This is a genomic window from Actinobacillus capsulatus DSM 19761 (genome assembly GCF_000374285.1).
GTDB classification, from domain to species: domain Bacteria; phylum Pseudomonadota; class Gammaproteobacteria; order Enterobacterales; family Pasteurellaceae; genus Actinobacillus; species Actinobacillus capsulatus.
The window spans coordinates 117,822-136,629 of sequence record NZ_KB893930.1 but is presented as its reverse complement, the minus strand read 5'-3'; the positions used below and the strand labels follow the sequence as shown (position 1 = coordinate 136,629).

The following is an 18,808-nucleotide window of genomic DNA, read 5'->3' as shown; positions in this document are numbered from 1 at the left end:
GCAAGTGCTCTACTTGCGCCAAGCCTTTAAGATTGGCTCAATTTGCAACAGCAATCATTCAGGTGATCATCCACCAATCCCATCGATTGCATAAAGGCGTAACACGTGGTTTCACCGACAAATACAAAACCTTTCTTTTTTAACGCCTTCGACATTGCAGCTGAAACTTCCGTTTTTGCCGGTACGACTGATAAATCTGGTACATCATTAATTTGTGGTTTGCCACCTACAAATGCCCAGATAAACCGGCTGAAATCTTCTCCATTTGCTTGCATAGTAAGATAAGCCTTGGCATTTTTAACAATCGCTTCCAGTTTAGCGCGGTGGCGAATCAAACCGGCATTTTGCATAAGTTGATCGAGATCTTCTTCCGTCATTTGTGAAATACGCTCTGGATCAAACTGGAAAAATGCCTGACGGTAAGCCTCACGCTTTTTCAAAACCGTAATCCAAGAAAGTCCCGCTTGCTGCCCTTCTAAACAAATTTTTTCAAATAATTTGCGGTTATCAAATTCAGGCTTACCCCATTCTTGATCGTGATAATTGATATAAATTTCACTTTCGCCAACCCAGCCACAACGTGTAACCATTTACTATTTTCCTCATAAAAACAACCGCTTCTCAAATAACAAGCGGGCTAATTTATAAATAAATTTTCCAACCTTCGGCACGCTTGATTAATCGGATTCGATTATCTTTTGATAAGTAGCCGCCTTTTACCGCTTCTAAAATTATGCCTTGCGCTAAGTTTGCCGAAAATAATTCCGCTTGAGATTTATCTTCGGATAAGACGACATAAATCGCCAATTGACTATTTATAGGATCAACTAAACGAAGATTCGCCAGCTTGAAAGGTTGTATACATTCTTTCTGCAAAAATGAGTAACTAAAACCGCTTGATGATAAGCAGCTGGACTTGTCTCGTTTTATACCGATACTTCCTTGGTTAATTTCACAAGAAGCCAGAAAGCCAATACATACGTTGATGAGTAATAATGTTCGCATTGTAAAAAATTGATGAAAAAAGACCGCTTGTTCGCACTCACAAGCGGTCATATTTTAACTAAAAATTACTATTTTTTCGGTAAATAACGTGTTGGGTCAACAGACTTACCTTTGTAACGAATTTCAAAATGAAGTTTGTTACTATTGGTGCCGGTGCTACCCATTTTCGCAATGGTTTCGCCAGCACTTACATTATCTTGCTCATCTACTTTGATGCTATCGTTATGTGCGTAAGCACTTAAGAAATCATCGCTGTGTTTAATGATAATTAAGTTACCGTAGCCTTCTAAAGCATTACCTGCATACACAACTTTACCTGCCGCTGCCGCTTTTACGTCTTGACCTTTAGAACCTGCAATATCAATACCTTTATTGCCGCCCTCTGCAGAAGAGAAACCGGATACAACACGACCGGCTGTCGGCCATTGCCATTTAAAGTTTGAAGCCGGTGCAGCTACCGTATTTGATGTAGAGTAATTCGGTGAAGTTGCCGTTGTCGCACGCACAGCCGGAGCGGTTGCTGCGGTTGCCACTACACCACCGGATGTTGCTGTTGCAGCCGTACCTACTGAAGCTTGAATACCATTATTTGCCACTGATGTCACAGCCGGAGCAGCACCAGTACTTGCTTTTACTGGGCCAGTAATATTACCGTCAGAAGAATAAGTGGTTCCGTTTGCACCTTGCTGATAAGTCACTTTCGGCTCAACCGGCACCGTCACTTTTTCTTCTACCGTTACTGTTTCTGTTGCCGATTTACCTGTTTTCAGTTTTTGCCCTACGGTTAATTGATACGGCTCACTCATATTATTGAGTGCGGCAATTTCTTTTACATCTTTACCGATAATATAAGCAATCAAGAACATGGTATCGCCTTTACGTACCGTATAAGTTGAACCATCATAAAAGCCTTTTTGAATTTGGCTATATACCGGTGCATTATTCGCATCACGCGGGATCTCGAAATTTTGATTTACTTTTTTCTCCACTGTTTTTGTCTTTTTAACAATCTTTGTGACTGTTTGAGGCTGAGCCGGTTGCTCGGTAATGACCGGATTGGCTACCACTGGCTGAGAAACAGCAGGCACGCTTGCCGGTGCATTTCCCATTGTTGTAGACATTGATGCCGGCTGAATATCAGACTGCCAACCGTAAGTGGTTGGTGCTATACCAGATACCGGTTGTATGACACCCGGGCTTAATTCCATGCTATCTTTTGCACTCACTACCGGCGCTGGATCATTTGAACTACATGCAGTTAAAATAAGTGCGGCTACAGGCAATAGGAGAAACGATTTCTTCATTTTGTTACGTGTCCTTTTATAAATAGGTTACTTAGTCATCGATGCCGGCATTGGCGCTGATTCCACTTCTGAAGTCCAGCTATAACTGCCTTCTTCTGCACCAGAACCTGAAACAGGTTGCATAACGCCCGGTGCTAGTTCCAACTCATCCTTTGAATCAGATTGATTTGAACCACAAGCGGCTAAACCTAGCACTAACGGGATTAAACACAATACTTTTTTCATTTTGCTTTACTAAATCTATAAACGAATAAAACGACAGTCGTCATCACGGCTGCCGTTAAATAAATGATTATGTTGGCATATTATCTTACGCGCAGTACTTGACCAACTTGTAACTTGGTCGTGGTACTGATGTTATTCAATGCAGCAATTTGCGTCGGTGTTTGACCAGTTAAGTAGGAAATAAGATACATCGTATCACGTTTGCCTACCGTATAGCTGCTGTCGGTATAACAGCCTTTAATCATTTGCGCATATACCGGTGTCCCCATACTATCGCGAACTACCTGACAATTACCGATAGTCTCAGATTGCGCCACAGAAGCAGGTTGAGGCTGAACGGCTACCGGCTGCGATTGTGTAACCGCTTGTGGAGCCGTGTTATAAGTTGTCGGTATCGTATTGTAAGTTGTTGAGGTCTGTCCGATTGTGTGAGTTGGTGCTGAGCTCATTGAAGCCGGCATATCCGTTGCCTGAATAGTTTCAGATGATTGCCAAGTTGGAATCGCAGAAGTGGTTGATGAACCTGCTTCAGCTACGCTTGCTTCAGATTCGGAAGAAGAATTACAAGCGGTTAATCCTAACGAGACCATTAATGGCAAAAGTAAAAGTGACTTTTTCATATAATATCCTTACTTAAATAATTCATAAGCCAGATAAGCGACAACTGCCAATGCAATCGTCCCCCAGCCAATTAATTCGATAGAACGGCGGATTTTTTCTGCATATTTTTCACCGCCCCATGCCGAAAGTTTGGTAACTAAAATAAAACGAGCAAAGCGTGAAATAGCGGCAGTAACCACAAACGGGAAAAACGCCATTTGCATTACACCAGCACAGATTGTAAACACTTTATACGGAATTGGCGAGAAGCCAGCTAAAAAAACAACCGCCACACCCCAAGTTTCAAACCAAGATTTCGCTTTGTCAAAGTTTGCTTGCATTCCCCAATCAGCAATGATGCCTTGCACCCAATCAAACGCATATAAACCGATAAAATAACCGATTATACCGCCTAAAACCGAAGCAACGGTCGTATAAATCGCATATTTAGTTGCATTTTGCGGTTTACTCATCGACATTGGAATCAACATCACATCCGGCGGAATTGGGAAGAAAATCGCCTCAATAAAACTCACAAAGCTTAACCCAAAAACAGCGAAACGGTGTTTAGACCATTCCATCGTTTTATCATAAATTGTACCGAATAGTTTCATTTAGAAAATATCCTCTAACGCTTGGATTGAATAGTGGGCTGTCATATCCGCCTGAATCGGCGTAATTGACACATAATCGTGTTCTAATGCGTAGAAATCCGTCCCTTCGCTGGCATCCACTGGTATGCCATTCGCACCTAACCAATAAATTGTTAAACCTCGAGGATCTTCTCGTTTTACAATTTCCGCAGCTGGCGAACGATGCCCTAAACGAGTCACCATCACGCCTTTTACTTGTTCATAAGGCACATCCGGCACATTGATATTTAAAATCTGACGTGCTGGTAAAATACCTTTTTGTACTTTCGGTAATAAATCCAAGACTACTTTAGCTGCCGTTTCAAAATGATTATTACCGAATAGATGTCCCTGTGACTTTTTACCGACAAGCGAAATTGCTAAACTCGGTAGCGGTAAATGCCGCCCTTCCAAAGCGGCGGCAACCGTGCCGGAATAAACAACATCATCACCTAGATTCGCGCCATGATTGATCCCTGAAATCACTAAATCAAATGCCGTCGGTAAAAAACCGTTGAGCGCTAAGTGTACACAATCTGCCGGTGTACCCGCAATCACTGAATAGTTAAAATCATCAATTTGATGTACACGAATAGGCTCCATCAATGTAAGGCAACTTGAGGCAGCACTGCGATTGCGATCTGGCGCAATGACCGTCACAGAATGTCCTGCATCACGTAATGTTTTTGCGAGTATTTGAATCCCTTGCGCATGATAACCGTCGTCATTGCTGATTAAAATATTCATCACTCTTGTTCCGTTAATTGAATTAATTCACGTACTAGTGCAGTCGCATAACTACCTGAATCTAAAAAGAATTTAAGGCGTAAACCTTCAGACTCAAATTCCCATGAAAAGTTTTGCGGTTTACAGAACATTGCGCGGCGTGCATTTGACATTCGCTCTTTTTTCATTAATTCGACTAACACCGTATGATGAGTAACGATTGCCGTTTCCATTTCATTCGCATTCAAATCTAAGGATTTTTCACCGATTAATGGTGCGGTTAATAACACATCAGCCGAATTGAGTCGCTGTTGAATTTCCGCAATTTCATTTTGTTCGACCACAAAGAAACTGTTCGAACCAGCCAATTGCACATAATCACCAGCTAAAACGGTTTGGGTTAAACGATCTGCAATACGTTGCGAAACAACTAAATTAAACACTTCACTACGTGCTGCTGATAGATAGAAGCTACACTTTTTGCGATCTTTAACGTTAATTTCGCCGTTTGCCCAACGGAGTGCTTGGGTTAAATTATGACCGTCACGCCCAAAGCGTTGTTCTGTAAAATAATTTGGAAATCCGACCGCTTGTAATTGACTTAAACGTTGGTTGAGTTCATCCGATTCGCTTACATCACGTAATAACACCTCAAAATGATTACCGTCTAAGCTCCCGACACGAATCTTACGGTTATGGCGAGTAACCTCTAAAATCTCTACGCCTTCGCATTCAAATTGTGAAAAATTCGGCGTTTCTTTACCGGCCAAATGTAAGCAAAACCATTGTTCGGTAACCGCATGGCGATCTTTCAGCCCCGCATAACTCATATTTTTTGCTGAAATACCAGCAAATTTCGCTAACTGTTCACCGACAAACAGTGTATTTGCATTGGTTTTACGGATTTTTACCGCAACAAATTCACCTTCACCGCTAAGCGGATAACCAAGCTCTTCTCGCACGATAAAATCTGCAAATTCCGCCTTTAATCTGCCCACTTGCTGTGGCTTCCCTAAGAGATAATTTAATTGCATTATACGCCCTTTTATAAAGCATAAAAAAGGTATCCAAAGATACCTTTCAGCCGTTTCTTTCAAATATCGTTATTCTATCAGTTATAGCTAACTTTTAAACCTGCATATTCGGATTTTAGCCAAGAAAAAAGAAAATGTTCCGTTTGATACTTGATATAAATCGTAATTCTTTCAGAAAAGAATCAAATTCTTTTGCAAAATTTGATATAGTTCACACCGCTTATATTTTTATATTCAAACTCAATAGGAGAAATAAAATGGTACGTCGTCCACTTGTAATGGGTAACTGGAAATTAAACGGTAGCAAAGCATTTACAAAAGAGTTAATTGCCGGCTTAAAAGCAGAATTAGCGGATGTTAAAGGCTGTGATGTTGCAATCGCTCCACCGGTAATGTACTTAGCGGAAGCAGAAGCGGCATTAGCGGGTCAATCAGTAATTGCATTAGGCGCACAAAACGTAGATGTAAATGTACAAGGTGCGTTTACAGGTGACATTTCAACAGAAATGTTAAAAGACTTCGGTGCAAAATATATCATTATCGGTCACTCTGAGCGTCGTACTTACCACAAAGAAAGCGATGAGTTTATTGCGAAAAAATTCGGTGCGTTAAAAGCGGCAGGCTTAGTACCGGTATTATGTATCGGTGAAACTGAAGCGGAAAATGAAGCAGGTCAAACAGAAGCGGTATGTGCAAAACAAATTGATGCGGTAATTGATGCGTTAGGCGTTGAAGCGTTTAACGGTGCGATAATTGCATACGAACCAATCTGGGCAATCGGTACAGGTAAATCTGCAACTCCTGCTCAAGCACAAGCGGTTCACGCATTCATCCGTGGTCACATCGCAGCTAAATCACAAGCGGTTGCGGATCAAGTTATCATCCAATACGGTGGTTCTGTAAACGATGCGAATGCAGCGGAATTATTCACTCAGCCGGATATCGACGGTGCATTAGTCGGCGGTGCGTCATTAAAAGCACCTGCATTTGCGGTTATCGTAAAAGCTGCGGAAAAAGCGAAAGCCTAATTAATTTAATGCGTTAACAAGCGGTCGGATTTGTAAAAATTTTGCAAATCCGACCGCTTTTTTTATGGTTATTCATATGGAATGGCATAAATAAAAAATAGGCACAAACCTCTTGTCTGTACCTATTTTATTAATGGAAAGAAATATGTATGTAAATTTAGAGTATATTATTTAATTAAAAACTTATACGCCCCCCCGTTGATAACACATTGTTTTTACCTTTTCCATGCTCAAGTTTTAAGTCATAGTTTAAATACCACGCAGTATTCGGTGTGAATTCAGTTAGCGCGCCAACACCTACCCACGTTTTATTTTTCGCCAGACCAATACCTTTCACACGGAAGTCTGCATTTTGTAAACCGGTATAACTTGCATCGAAGCTTAAATCTTCATTATTAAATGCAGTTTGGTGGTTTACATATCCCTGTAAGGTTGTCTTCACACCACTCTCAAAGTTGATTGCTTGTGACATACGTACACCCGCTAATCCGCTTGTTTGTTGGTAAGTCGCTTTGTCTGCAGTTAAACCAAATTGGCTGTTGGTTTCACTGAATGCACCACGTTTTACCACATTATGGCTCACACCAATATATGGCGTGAAGGTGAAATTACTTTGTTTAAAATCGTAACCTGTTTCGAAGTAACCTGAGATCACTTTATCTTTATGGTTAATTTTCGCAGTACTGCTGTTATTTGAATCTAAGATAATGGTACGTTCCACATCCGAATCAACCCAACCGTAACCTACACGACCTTGGAAGTACCAAGGCGCATTTTTATTACTCCAACGACCGTATAATGATATACCTACGCCTTTCGCATCCGATTTACCACCGTAACGGTCGAAACTCACGTCCGCTGTTGAGTAATTTACTGCGGTACCTAAAATAAAGTTATCGCTGACTAATTTATCGAAACCGATTTGACCTGCGTAAGTTTTCGTTTTACCTTCGCCAAAACCGTTTTCTTTTAACTTACCGTTACCATAGATACCCGATACCCAAACACCTGCAGTATTATCTGCATTGTTTAATGTACCTAACATGGTAAGACGGTTGGTTAAATCTTTATTTACCGTTTCTGCATTTTGGAATGTTAATGCCTGTGCCGATGCATAAATTTGACCAGAAAGGCTGTCTAACACTGCCATTTGACCCGCTGAAACCGCTGCAAGGCTATTTTGTAATAACGCAGCATCCTGTGCGAAAGCGGTCGAATTTTCCGCATTATTTGCATCAATTCGACGATCTAATGCTGAGAATGAACTTTCTAAGTTGCTTGCAACACTTTCAGTCATTGCATCACGTGCTTCGCTGTTAGCAACAAACGTTTCTACGTTTTGACGGCTTAATGTCGCTGCAACTACGTTTTCAGCTGCTTTATTTACCGCCGCATTTAAGAGACCAGTTGTAGTTTCAACCACACCGAAGTCGCCTTTAATTTCGCTATCTGATGTAATTGCCTCAGTCGTTACACCTTTTGCGGTAATATATTGCGCTTGGCCGTCTTTTTCTGCCGTTAACACAAGGGTTGAGTTATTTAAATCCACACCACCTTTAACTGAAAGTTTAGAGTCTAAGCTTGATACTAAAGTACCGTTTGCTGATGCTGCATAGCCGTTCTCAATCACAGTATTACCGTTATTTACCACCACACCATCATTGCTTACACCGTTTGATAATACGGTGCTATTTGCAATTAAAGTACCATTTCTACCTACGTTTACCGCAGAACCATAGCTCTTACCATTAATCGTAATCGCACCTTCATTTAAGATTGTGTCACCGGTAAATGAGCTTGCGCCGGTAAGTACTAATTCACCTTGACCATTTTTCACTAAGCCCACATCACCCGAAATATCATTTTCAAATGTGTAGCTACCTTGTGGGATGGTTACATTTACATCTTCACCCAGCGTGATACGGCTATCAAAACGAGCTGGGCCTTTCACCGCTTTTTCAACGTCAAGTAAACCCCAACCATATACATCATCTACACCACGAGCGCCGATATCAGTCGCAGTCGTAAGAATTGATTGTTTAATTAGGTTACCGTCCATCCACGGATATTTTTGTTTAACAAGTGCTGCCGTGCCTGTTACTGCCGGTGCAGCAAAAGATGAACCACTTGCGATATAGTTGCTGCCTTTCACATTAAATACATAGTCACCCATTGCAGAAATTGTCCAGTTTTTCGCAAGACCTGCTTGTGAATATGGTAATAAGTTAGACCATGAGAAATCACCTAAACGACCATTATCGCGAGCAGCTAATGCAACAACTGATAACCAACCTTTTTCTAATTGCGTTTCAAAATAGGGGAGCGCCGCTTGTGGAAAAGACTCACGTTCACCACGGTTATTACCTGCCGCCCATACAAATAAACCGCCTTTATCAACCGCATCAGTATAGAAATCTAAAAGATCCTGGCTAAATTGGTGACCATAGTAATAAGCAGAACGCGGATTATCATTAAAGTAAGTTACTTGCTTAGGAATACCGTAAGATTGGTTGAAAATACGTGCACCACGGCTCCATAATTGGTTATAAATATCTGCTGTCGCTAAAAGACCGGAAGAACCGTCTGAATTCACTCTTGTAATATCTGCTAAAAGTAAATTAGCTCTAGGTGCCACACCATTTGCAGTATTACCGCCAACCATCTCTGCAACCTGAATACCATGCGTTGCATCCGCTGGCGCATATCTACCAGTATTTAAGATTGTTCCTCGACGACCGAATTTATTTTGAATATCTCTCGCTACAGTAGGATTATTGAAGCCACTGTCTACAACAGCAACCGTTACGCCTTCACCCTTAAGCTCTACATTCGCTTTATTATTTGGATCTTCCGGGTCGTAACCTCTAGAAATATCATTCCAAACTACACCTGTTCTCGGCACATTTCTCGCTTCAATCGGAGAAGTTGGACTTGACGGCTGCGTTGGCTTGATTACAATAGGATACGAAGGGCTAATAGGAGTATCATCTGCAATCGGTTCTACTACTGGCTTCTCTGGCTCAACTACTGGTGGTTCGGTGGTTGGGCCATTTTCATTTCCTGGGTTTGTTACGTCTGTAACCGGCTCTGTTACTGGTTCAGTTGTTGGTGGTTCAACTTCCGGACCATTTCCATTTTCAGGATTTGTTACATCTACAACCGGTTCTGGTTCTGTTACCGGCTCAGTTGTTGGTGGTTCAACTTCCGAACCATTTCCATTTTCAGGATTTGTTACATCTACAACCGGTTCTGGTTCTGTTACCGGCTCAGTTGTTGGTGGTTCAACTTCCGGACCTTTTCCATTTTCAGGTTTTGTTACATCTACAACCGGTTCTGGTTCTGTTACCGGCTCTGTTGTTGGTGGTTCAGTATCCGAAGCATTTCCATTTTCAGGTGGCGTTACCTGCTCAGTTGTCGGCGGATTCATATCTGATCCGGAAACTACGACACCATCTACAATCTTCGTAATCGTCGTAACACCATTCATCGTTTTATAAATTGTTTGAGTCGTAACACCATTACGAGTTTCAGTCACCGTACGAATAGTGCCTTCATTCGTTGTTCTAGTGTGGTCAGTAATTCGAGTACCTGAATTACTAACCGGTCTAAACCAAGAGATTGGTTGATAACGAGAATAAACACCCAAATCTGATTTAATGTTATATAAATCAGTTTTAATATTGTTAGAAAAATTATCAACCTGAGCATAACTTGTGGTCGCCGATATAATGGCAATTGCTAAGGCAGAATATTTTGTTTTCATAGATTTACACCTCTTATTATATGAAAGAACCACAAAACGATCGTTCATTAACCGTTTGCGTGGCAGATTTTACTCATCCATAAATTTAGATCAAGTCAGATGACCGACAAGTCTTAAACTTACATTTGATTGACAAAATGAAATATGTAACCGGATATTTGCATAGAAACGCAAACAAATCAGACAAAAATTATGCAAAATCACTGATAAATCAAATCAGTAATAATTATAATTCGCATAACGTGCTAAAAGGGATTAGGGGATATGTCGGTCGTTAAAAAAACCAGAAGTTTATTCTGTTCAAAAAATCAAAAAAATTCGTATAAATTAAATAAGAATTCAGCCAAATATAATTTTTTATTTTTACAATTATTTACATAATAAATAATTTGATAATATTTTTATATCCATTCTTATTTCAATAAATACGGCATTTAATAGAGTGTATATATGCAAAAATAGTTCACTTTTTTTATTTATTTTTTCTAATTAAATTAAATAAGATATTTTTCAGTTCTAAAAACGAACAATAAAAATAAAAAAATAAGAGCGATAACTCTCTAAAATTCATTTAATTTTGTCTGAATATTGTTTGGCAAGAATAAATTTTTCTACGCTAAGAGAAAGGTATGACCAAGAGAAAGGTTGTAATATTGAGACACACAAAGTAATTTAGTTGCAATAAAATTATTCATAATGCAACACTATATTGTCCATAAATTGGTAAAAAATCATATAAAATTGACCGCTTGATGCCATAAAAAAGCCCCTAGAGCATGCAACTAGGGGCTTTTAAGCATAACGATTAGTGATTCTTACGTCTACTTTTCGCTAAAAATGACCAACAAATGGTACAAAAAATCAGAGCGAATACAATTGCAAACATCATCAGAATAACTTCACCTATGTAATAAACATCCAACACTGGGTTATCTAAAATATGTTGTCGGTATTCATAAACCATAAATGCCATAGATAACCAAACCGCCCAGGTTAAAGCGGTTAAAAACATACTTTTTAAGCGAATCTTCCACCCGAGCTGTTTTGTTTTATTGATGATCATTAGTTTTTGTAATTGTTGTGCTGGCATATCCTTATACTCCTCTATCTGGGCTTGTCCATACTGCTAATCTTGATTTATTACGGAAAATGGCTTTAGGAATGCCACATAACAACGTGACCGTATTTAACATCCAATACCACCATGGATACCATACACATGAGAAAGCGTACTTCACTACCCCTCTTTCATAACGGTTATCGATATAAAGACTGATACTTAATTGAGCAAAAAACGCAATAAATAAAATTGCCATACTCGGCTTTAATGAGCCCCAATTGATAAAGTTTATACTGCCGTCAAAAGCCAATTGGTATGCGCTTGTAATCATCGCGCTCACCAATGAAATCGCCCAAACAGCAGTAATAACATATTCGGCAAACATCGGCCATAAACGGCGATTTTTTAAATGCCAAATTTTAGGGAAATACTTCATCATCGTTTCAGCACCACCCTGTGCCCAACGTAGACGCTGGTTGAACAGCCCCTTTATCGTTTCTGGCATTAATACCCAACATAATGCACGAGGCTCATAAAAGATATCGTAGCCGGATGTTTGAATTTTCCAACTCACATCAATATCTTCTGTGATCATATTGGTACTCCAACCACCAATTTCATGCATCACGTCTTTACGGAACAAACAACACACCCCTGATACGGTAAAAATCGTCCCCATTAGGCACTGCGCCCGTTTAATTAAACCAATAATAGAACTGAATTCCGATACTTGTAAACGGCCTAAAATAGTACTACGATTACGCACACGAGGATTACCGGTTACCGCACCATATTCCAGATTAGATTCTAATGCTTGCACCATATAATCCAGAGCCATGTAATCCAATACCGCATCACCGTCAATACAACCTACGTATTTACCTTTCGCAATTTTTAAACCATTGTTTAGTGCACTTGCCTTACCTGAATTTTTCTGGTGTAAAGCAATGATACGACTATCGGTTTTTGCCCATTTATCAATTAACTCGCCAGTGTTATCACGACTGCCGTCATTGATAAAAATCAGTTCATAATTTGGGTATTTCAAATTCAGTAAGTGTGGCACGGCTTCATCTAAATTATCCGATTCGTTATAACAAGGAACCATCAAACTTACTAGCGGCACATCTTCTTTACTCATCTCACTGAATTTCGGTGGAACTTTTAGTTTTTCCTTAAATAGGAAATAAACCCCTCCCGCTACAGCCCAGTAAAACGCCATTACAGCGGGATAAGCAAATACAAATAAACTCAATACTTCTAGAATCATATCACCACCTTGCTTATTTCCTTGTGATATCTTTATTACTAGATACATAAGGTTTCAACTCTTTAAGCACCGTTTCATCAAATAAGTATCGATTCGGATAATATCCGAAACTCATAATGCCGTTTCGTTCCAATACATTAATCCAGCTGATTAATTCTTTTGTTGAAACATTTTCAGATGTTTTCGGATTTACAATTGAGAAGTCGAATAATACTTTCTTACTTGAAATACCGGTATCTTTAACAATATGAGTGATATCCTTTAACCAGTCTTTCGCTTGTGAGGCTGTTGTTACGCCACCTAAAGAATAAGGTCTTGCATCAATTAATACCCTGTCATATTCTTTGCTGAATCTCACCAAATCTTGGCTAAAGTTTTGTCCGACCGGATTAATATTTCTTAATAACTTTTGGTGACGCGTACCGAAAAATAAATAAGGTTCAGCAGCCGTTTTCAACTCTTTGGTAAATTCAATAGAGGCAGCATCATGGCTTGCCCATTTATCCTTACCAATCTTGCTATCAAAGAATAAACCGTCTCCTTTAGAATACAGCGAAAGATTTTTATACAGTGATTTCATCACGTCCGCACTTCGCACATGGCTTGGCAAGCTTTCAATTGAAGCAGGCATCCAAGCGTAAATTTTAACACCAGCACGAGTTCTTAGCTGCCAAGCAACTTGGCTATATATGTCTGCTTTTACCGGTAAATGCGGATTTGGGAAATAAACACCATTGATAATCCCATCTCTATCCGGATCCGAATAAGCTTTCAGATACACCGCCGTAACGCCATACTGAGCAACACGGCTAATCAGCGCATCGTAATTAGCTTTAAACACCACAGGATCAGGGCTATATACATGGTCTAAATTAATATGTAACTCACGCTGAACGGAAGATTCGTTCTCCGCATCTTCCGTACGATTTAAATAATCCGCAATCACGGCAAAATTAGATTCCGCATCAATCAAAAAACGTCCGATATGAGTGTCACCGACATGATTAACTTTCTCTTTCAAAGTAAAGTGATATGGCATACCCGCTTGTTTTGCCAATGCAATCGCCGTATCATTAAAAGCACCATATGGCCATACCATTACCCTTGGAGCTTTACCCGTATGCTTCTTAATCAGGCTTACCGACATTTTCATATCGTTTAACAGACGAGATTTATATTGAGCTTCCGTCTCATATTTACCGTTTTTATACTCCGGAGCAATCATCGCAGCAAGCTGGCTGCCACCGGGGTTGGCTTTTACGCCATGATGTAAATCATGCGTATGTGAAGCGATTTCGACTAAACCGCTGTTTTGCATCTCATCAATTTGCTGCCAAGTCGTGAAATACTTAGCACGATCCAGCTTTTCATTACCGTATTGGATTTTTCCGCCCATCGGCGTGTCAATCCAACTGGAGACCGGAGCAAAAACAGCCGGATAGTTATACGCTTTTAACAACGGATAAATCACGCTATACATCGTTTCGTAACCGTCATCAAAAGAAATTACTACGGCTTTCGGCGGTAAAGTTGTTTTTCCTTGTTCTGCATCCAGAACTTGTTGCCAGCTCACCACATTGTAGCCTTGCGCTTTAAACCAGTTAAAATGCGAAATCAATTGCTGTGCGGTAATGGTTTGTGAAACATAAAGACGTTTATCCTTAGGCGCACTTTCATCTACTACTGAGTGATAAGCGAGAACGCTATATGTGTCGGCAGCAAATGCCTTTGCAAAAAATAGCGATAAACAGACCGCTAATGTCTGACCGAGTTTTTTTAATATCATTTTGCTTCACCCATTAAAAAGAATATGAAAGATTTATGTTGCCGTAATTATTGAATTCCGCATCACCATCATAGATATTTTTCTTACGACCAATCTCATAAGATAAACTCACTTTCTTGGTAATACGCCAATCATGTCCATAGCTTAACGACCAAGATCGCTCCGCTTTATGTCCTTGCTGTTTATATTGACCAACACTCGCTCGGGTATGGTGTGTTAAAGCCAAACCATAATTCATTGGCTGCCAATAACTGAGATCCGCACCAAATTCTATATTGCGGCTTTTTAATGGGTTGTAATACCATGCTGAAGCAGTTTCTTTATTGCGTTGATAATCAAAGCGCAGATTATTGGTTAAAGTCCAACGATCTTTTCTGAATGTTTCTGCTGAAGCCCATGCATAAAACGATTTACGCAGATTGCCGTCATCAAATTTCATCACATTAATACCGGCACCGACACGGAACAAATCGCGATAGGTATACGTCGTAGTGAAACCAATATCTTTCGTATAAACACCTTGATTAATTGCTTTAATTGGTGTTCCACTCCCATTCAGATTACCTGATAGCTCAAAACGCCAGCGCTGATTAAACTGATAAGAAGTCGCTAATGATAGATAACTTTTATCATGTAATTTAATCCCCTTACCGGCTTCAATATTCACATTAACAGGATACAAATTTACATATGTACCTACACCAATACGACGTTGTTTTAACACTGTATCTTCTGTCGGTACCTTCTCTTCTGCATAATGCACATAAGCATAATGTCCGTCCGCACTTTTCGGCGAATTCAAATAATACTCTTGTGTGGTTTCATTACTTGATTTGTTTTTTGGGGCAGTCTGGCGTTGTACCCCAAATGAAGCGGTGAAGCTTCCTCGACGAGCATCTTCATAATTTTTTAAAACCGACTCAGCACCTTCACGTTCTTCCTCTGTATAGCCGTCTATCAACTTACGAACTTCTCGTAAATTCCCTTGACTAAATGCAATATTGGCACGCTGATTTTTATAAGCGCCTTGCTCTCCTTCACCTAAGAAATGACTTGCTTTATCTGCCAAAAAGTTTGCTCGGTCATGGTTATTACGAGAACTTTCCAAATCGCTTAACGCCAACATTGTCCAAGGATCACCCGGTACTCGGTGCATTAATCTATCCACTAATTTCTCAATCGCCGTACTTTTATCACCACGCCAGTTATACAGATTGACTTGGTTGTAATAAGCTCGCTCATAATTCGAATTGCTTAAACGAGTCGTACGTGTGAAATCCCAAATTGTTTCACTCTCACGAATTTGATCTTGATAATCTTGTGCTTGTTGGAAATAGCCAGCATCGCTTGAAGCACTAATCAATTTAAACAACAGTGCTGTACTAACAACCTTATGTTGCGCGCGTTCTTTTGCTTCAAGCTCTTGATAAATATCTAATGCTTTAAATGCGGAACCTTCTCTTAATAATGTATCCGCATAAGCTTCTTTCACATAATCCGGAATGCCTTTATTTAAAGCAATTAATCGCTGGTAATCCTCTCTTACCAATTCATTATTATTCAAACGATTAGCAACTGCTAAACGGTCTTGGATCGCTTGTTGATACAAAGGATTTTCAGTATCTATATTTTCAATCACGTGTGTTAAGCGTTTATGTGCATTTTGCAGTTCAACTTTTTTCAAACTGCTATTGCCTTTTACCGCCGAAATCACTTTGCTATGCTCTAACCAAGCTTTATCTTTTGCTGTAAACAACTCGGGATAGATTTGCACAAGCTGATCTTGAACCGGATGAACATTCAATTTAGTCGCTAACCGATAAAGCTGTATTGCCAATTTATGATTCGAAGGATTAGCTTTAATCTGCTCCTGCCAACGCCCTAATTTAGCTAATTCAGGTTCCGTTTGATCTAACAGAAAGCTTGATGCGTCCTTGTAACCGCCATCAGCACCAAACTTTTGCTTATATTGAGCAAGATGAATTTGAGCATCTTGATATTTGCCTAATTCCGTTTCAACAAGCGCACTACCTAACAGACCATTTGGATTTTGAGAATAAGAACTGCGTAGCTTCTCATATAACTGAAGGGATTTTGGAAGATTTTGACTTGTGCGATATGCCTTTGCCAAATTTTCTAGCTCGCTTTCCGAGAAACTATTTACATTACATCTCGAACAGACCTGTGTCGCTTCTTTAAATTGACCTTTCCTTACCATCAATGCGATTAAATCGTCGCGAACTTTTTGATCTTGTGTCTTTTTATATAAAGCCGACATTTGAGTAATAGCTTGTTCAAGCTGGCTATCTCCTTGACGTGCGAAAATAACGATTTCTTCACGTTTAACATCAATCGGAGATTGATTTGCAAAAACCGTATTTGCAGCTGTAGTTGAGAGGAGGGCAAGCACAACGTGATTAAATTTGATACCCATAAGATACATCCATAATGTGTTTAAAATTTATAATAATGTAGATTTTCAGCTCACATTTGTTCGCTTTTTGTCTACTTAGGATCTAGCTTTTATCTTTATTAAATATTAAATTAGCATACATGCGTAAGCTTAAACTAATAAATAAAGGGTTTATATGAATCAGCCGTTAGACTTCCATTTCGTTCATCGAGTACGACAACAAGCAAAAAAGCTACAAAACTCGACCGCTTTACGCCATAAGGAAAATGGCACATGGGTGGATATTTCTTGGCAAGACTTTCAATCACAGATTGATAAAGTTTCTCTCGCATTACTAGCTCATGGTATTGGAATACAAGATAAAATTGGCATTTTTGCTCACAATATGCCGCAATGGACTATAGCGGATCTAGGTGCGTTACAGATTCGTGCTGTAACTGTACCCATTTATGCGACAAATACCGCCAAACAAGCTGAATTAATTATTAATAATGCGGACATCAAACTCTTGTTCGTAGGAGATCAAGAACAGCTTGGTGTTGCATTAAAAATTGCTAAAAACTGTCCTTCGCTCGAGAAAATCATTGTCATGAAACCTCATCTTGAGGAAACGCTTGACAATACTTCTTCGTCGTGTGGTTGGAATGATTTCTTAGGAAAAAGTTCCGGAAAATATCACCCTAAACTCATCCGATGTCTAAGCAGCATCCAGCTCGATGATTTATTTACCATAATTTATACTTCCGGAACGACCGGTACGCCTAAGGGTGTAATGTTAGACTTCTCAAATCTGGCTCACCAGCTACAAGCTCACGATTTAGCCTTACCCGAGGTAGGACATGATGATGTGTCACTGTCATTCTTACCTTTTTCGCATATTTTCGAACGCGCTTGGGTAGCTTATTTATTACATAAAGGCGCAACCGTTTGTTACTTGGAAGACACCAATGAAGTACGCTCGGCATTAGCCGAAGTCAAACCAACGCTAATGTGTGCGGTTCCACGTTTATACGAAAAAATGTATAGCGCTATCTTTGATAAAGTAAAACAAGCGCCTTTTTATCGACGAGCGCTTTTCCAATGGGCATTAAAGCAGGGAAAACATTTCGTTCATACACAAAAAGCAACTTTCGCTTACAAACTTGCGGATAAACTGGTGCTTTCAAAATTACGTGCATTATTAGGTGGTAATATCAAAATGATGCCTTGCGGCGGTGCAAAATTAGAACCAGCTATCGGGGAATTTTTTCATAGCATCGGTATTAATGTGAAATTAGGCTATGGTATGACAGAAACAACCGCTACCGTTTCTTGCTGGGCAGATCGCAACTTTGCTTTAAACTCCATTGGCACGCTCATGCCAAATGCCGAGGTAAAAATCGGCGAAGATAATGAAATTCTGGTTCGTGGCGGCATGGTGATGAAAGGCTATTATAAAAATCCGCAAGAAACCGCTAAAGCCTTTACTGAAGACGGCTTCTTACGTACCGGAGATGCTGGCGCATTAGATGAACATGGCAATCTTTATATTACCGACCGTATTAAAGAGCTGATGAAAACCTCAAACGGCAAATACATAGCTCCGCAATATATTGAAGGTAAATTGACTAAAGATAAATTTATTGAGCAAATTGCAGTGATTGCGGATACAAAAAAATATGTATCAGCACTGATTGTACCTTCATTCGAGGCTTTGGAAGAATACGCTAAGCAATTGAATATCAAATATCATGACCGCCTTGAATTAATCAAGCATTCGGCGGTTATTCAATTATTTGAAAAACGTATTGAAGAGTTACAACAAGAGCTTGCCCATTTCGAACAAATTAAAAAGTTCACTCTACTTCCGCAAGCTTTTAGTATCCATATGGAAGAACTCACGCCAACGCTTAAATTACGCCGTAAGGTCATTCTAGAACGCTATCGTCCGCAAATTGAAGCAATGTATAACTAGCTAAAAAC

Annotated in this window: 15 protein-coding genes; 2 read left to right on the top strand and 13 right to left on the bottom strand. The window is 39.7% G+C overall.

Features of this window, described 5'->3' with window-relative positions; translation table 11 throughout:
• Positions 1 to 26: 26 nt before the first annotated feature.
• The 8 genes from C228_RS0100675 to truD form a co-directional block, all read right to left on the bottom strand.
• Positions 27 to 590 carry a DNA-3-methyladenine glycosylase I gene (locus C228_RS0100675; RefSeq protein ID WP_018650808.1) on the bottom strand — a complete coding sequence of 188 codons (564 nt, stop codon included), beginning with the start codon at positions 588 to 590 and terminating at the stop codon, positions 27 to 29.
• Between the two features lie 52 nt (positions 591 to 642).
• A complete protein-coding gene (locus C228_RS0100670) occupies positions 643 to 1,005 on the bottom strand; it encodes a hypothetical protein (RefSeq protein WP_026313119.1) in 363 nt (120 codons plus the stop codon).
• A gap of 68 nt (positions 1,006 to 1,073) precedes the next feature.
• A complete protein-coding gene (locus tag C228_RS0100665; protein ID WP_018650806.1) occupies positions 1,074 to 2,309 on the bottom strand; it encodes a peptidoglycan DD-metalloendopeptidase family protein in 1,236 nt (411 codons plus the stop codon).
• A gap of 27 nt (positions 2,310 to 2,336) precedes the next feature.
• On the bottom strand, positions 2,337 to 2,534 hold the full coding sequence (locus tag C228_RS0100660; RefSeq protein ID WP_018650805.1) for a hypothetical protein: 198 nt from the start codon (positions 2,532 to 2,534) through the stop codon (positions 2,337 to 2,339).
• An 80-nt stretch (positions 2,535 to 2,614) separates the two neighbouring features.
• Positions 2,615 to 3,154 (bottom strand): LysM peptidoglycan-binding domain-containing protein, encoded by a 540-nt coding sequence (locus tag C228_RS0100655; protein ID WP_018650804.1) that lies wholly within the window; start codon positions 3,152 to 3,154, stop codon positions 2,615 to 2,617.
• 9 nt (positions 3,155 to 3,163) lie between these two features.
• The gene (locus tag C228_RS0100650; RefSeq protein ID WP_018650803.1) at positions 3,164 to 3,748 is read right to left on the bottom strand and encodes a YqaA family protein; all 585 of its coding nucleotides are present in this window, start codon (positions 3,746 to 3,748) and stop codon (positions 3,164 to 3,166) included.
• Positions 3,749 to 4,513: a 5'/3'-nucleotidase SurE gene (gene surE / locus C228_RS0100645; RefSeq protein WP_018650802.1), complete on the bottom strand. Its 765-nt coding sequence runs from the start codon at positions 4,511 to 4,513 to the stop codon at positions 3,749 to 3,751. It abuts the gene before it with no gap.
• Positions 4,513 to 5,526, bottom strand: coding sequence for a tRNA pseudouridine(13) synthase TruD (truD, locus tag C228_RS0100640; RefSeq protein WP_018650801.1), 1,014 nt, complete (start codon positions 5,524 to 5,526; stop codon positions 4,513 to 4,515). Before truD ends, surE begins: the two co-directional genes overlap by 1 nt.
• A 257-nt stretch (positions 5,527 to 5,783) precedes the next feature.
• On the opposite strand from truD, the gene tpiA reads away from it, so the two are divergent.
• Positions 5,784 to 6,554: a triose-phosphate isomerase gene (tpiA, locus tag C228_RS0100635; protein WP_018650800.1), complete on the top strand. Its 771-nt coding sequence runs from the start codon at positions 5,784 to 5,786 to the stop codon at positions 6,552 to 6,554.
• Positions 6,555 to 6,729: 175 nt separating this feature from the next.
• On the opposite strand, the gene C228_RS0100630 is transcribed toward tpiA, so the two are convergent.
• The 5 genes from C228_RS0100630 to pgaA all read right to left on the bottom strand — a co-directional run bounded on the left by C228_RS0100630 (position 6,730) and on the right by pgaA (position 16,867).
• Positions 6,730 to 10,317 carry an autotransporter domain-containing protein gene (locus C228_RS0100630; RefSeq protein ID WP_018650799.1) on the bottom strand — a complete coding sequence of 1,196 codons (3,588 nt, stop codon included), beginning with the start codon at positions 10,315 to 10,317 and terminating at the stop codon, positions 6,730 to 6,732.
• An 805-nt stretch (positions 10,318 to 11,122) separates the two neighbouring features.
• Positions 11,123 to 11,407, bottom strand: coding sequence for a peptidyl-prolyl cis-trans isomerase (locus tag C228_RS0100620; RefSeq protein ID WP_018650797.1), 285 nt, complete (start codon positions 11,405 to 11,407; stop codon positions 11,123 to 11,125).
• Positions 11,408 to 11,411: 4 nt separating this feature from the next.
• Positions 11,412 to 12,647 (bottom strand): poly-beta-1,6-N-acetyl-D-glucosamine synthase, encoded by a 1,236-nt coding sequence (gene pgaC / locus C228_RS0100615; protein WP_018650796.1) that lies wholly within the window; start codon positions 12,645 to 12,647, stop codon positions 11,412 to 11,414.
• Positions 12,648 to 12,660: 13 nt separating this feature from the next.
• Positions 12,661 to 14,433 carry a poly-beta-1,6-N-acetyl-D-glucosamine N-deacetylase PgaB gene (gene pgaB, locus C228_RS0100610; protein WP_018650795.1) on the bottom strand — a complete coding sequence of 591 codons (1,773 nt, stop codon included), beginning with the start codon at positions 14,431 to 14,433 and terminating at the stop codon, positions 12,661 to 12,663.
• 13 nt (positions 14,434 to 14,446) lie between these two features.
• On the bottom strand, positions 14,447 to 16,867 hold the full coding sequence (gene pgaA, locus C228_RS0100605; protein WP_018650794.1) for a poly-beta-1,6 N-acetyl-D-glucosamine export porin PgaA: 2,421 nt from the start codon (positions 16,865 to 16,867) through the stop codon (positions 14,447 to 14,449).
• A 154-nt stretch (positions 16,868 to 17,021) separates the two neighbouring features.
• On the opposite strand from pgaA, the gene C228_RS0100600 reads away from it, so the two are divergent.
• On the top strand, positions 17,022 to 18,800 hold the full coding sequence (locus C228_RS0100600) for an AMP-dependent synthetase/ligase (RefSeq protein ID WP_018650793.1): 1,779 nt from the start codon (positions 17,022 to 17,024) through the stop codon (positions 18,798 to 18,800).
• The last annotated feature ends 8 nt before the right edge of the window (positions 18,801 to 18,808 follow it).

What these genes read in the sequence shown, in the direction of transcription:
- C228_RS0100675 (WP_018650808.1), bottom strand. Translation starts at nt 590, where the DNA reads ATGGTTACACGTTGTGGCTGGGTTGGCGAAAGTGAAATTTATATCAAT.
- C228_RS0100670 (WP_026313119.1), bottom strand. Translation starts at nt 1,005, where the DNA reads ATGCGAACATTATTACTCATCAACGTATGTATTGGCTTTCTGGCTTCT.
- C228_RS0100665 (WP_018650806.1), bottom strand. Translation starts at nt 2,309, where the DNA reads ATGAAGAAATCGTTTCTCCTATTGCCTGTAGCCGCACTTATTTTAACT.
- C228_RS0100660 (WP_018650805.1), bottom strand. Translation starts at nt 2,534, where the DNA reads ATGAAAAAAGTATTGTGTTTAATCCCGTTAGTGCTAGGTTTAGCCGCT.
- C228_RS0100655 (WP_018650804.1), bottom strand. Translation starts at nt 3,154, where the DNA reads ATGAAAAAGTCACTTTTACTTTTGCCATTAATGGTCTCGTTAGGATTA.
- C228_RS0100650 (WP_018650803.1), bottom strand. Translation starts at nt 3,748, where the DNA reads ATGAAACTATTCGGTACAATTTATGATAAAACGATGGAATGGTCTAAA.
- surE (WP_018650802.1), bottom strand. Translation starts at nt 4,513, where the DNA reads ATGAATATTTTAATCAGCAATGACGACGGTTATCATGCGCAAGGGATT.
- truD (WP_018650801.1), bottom strand. Translation starts at nt 5,526, where the DNA reads ATGCAATTAAATTATCTCTTAGGGAAGCCACAGCAAGTGGGCAGATTA.
- tpiA (WP_018650800.1), top strand. Translation starts at nt 5,784, where the DNA reads ATGGTACGTCGTCCACTTGTAATGGGTAACTGGAAATTAAACGGTAGC.
- C228_RS0100630 (WP_018650799.1), bottom strand. Translation starts at nt 10,317, where the DNA reads ATGAAAACAAAATATTCTGCCTTAGCAATTGCCATTATATCGGCGACC.
- C228_RS0100620 (WP_018650797.1), bottom strand. Translation starts at nt 11,407, where the DNA reads ATGCCAGCACAACAATTACAAAAACTAATGATCATCAATAAAACAAAA.
- pgaC (WP_018650796.1), bottom strand. Translation starts at nt 12,647, where the DNA reads ATGATTCTAGAAGTATTGAGTTTATTTGTATTTGCTTATCCCGCTGTA.
- pgaB (WP_018650795.1), bottom strand. Translation starts at nt 14,433, where the DNA reads ATGATATTAAAAAAACTCGGTCAGACATTAGCGGTCTGTTTATCGCTA.
- pgaA (WP_018650794.1), bottom strand. Translation starts at nt 16,867, where the DNA reads ATGGGTATCAAATTTAATCACGTTGTGCTTGCCCTCCTCTCAACTACA.
- C228_RS0100600 (WP_018650793.1), top strand. Translation starts at nt 17,022, where the DNA reads ATGAATCAGCCGTTAGACTTCCATTTCGTTCATCGAGTACGACAACAA.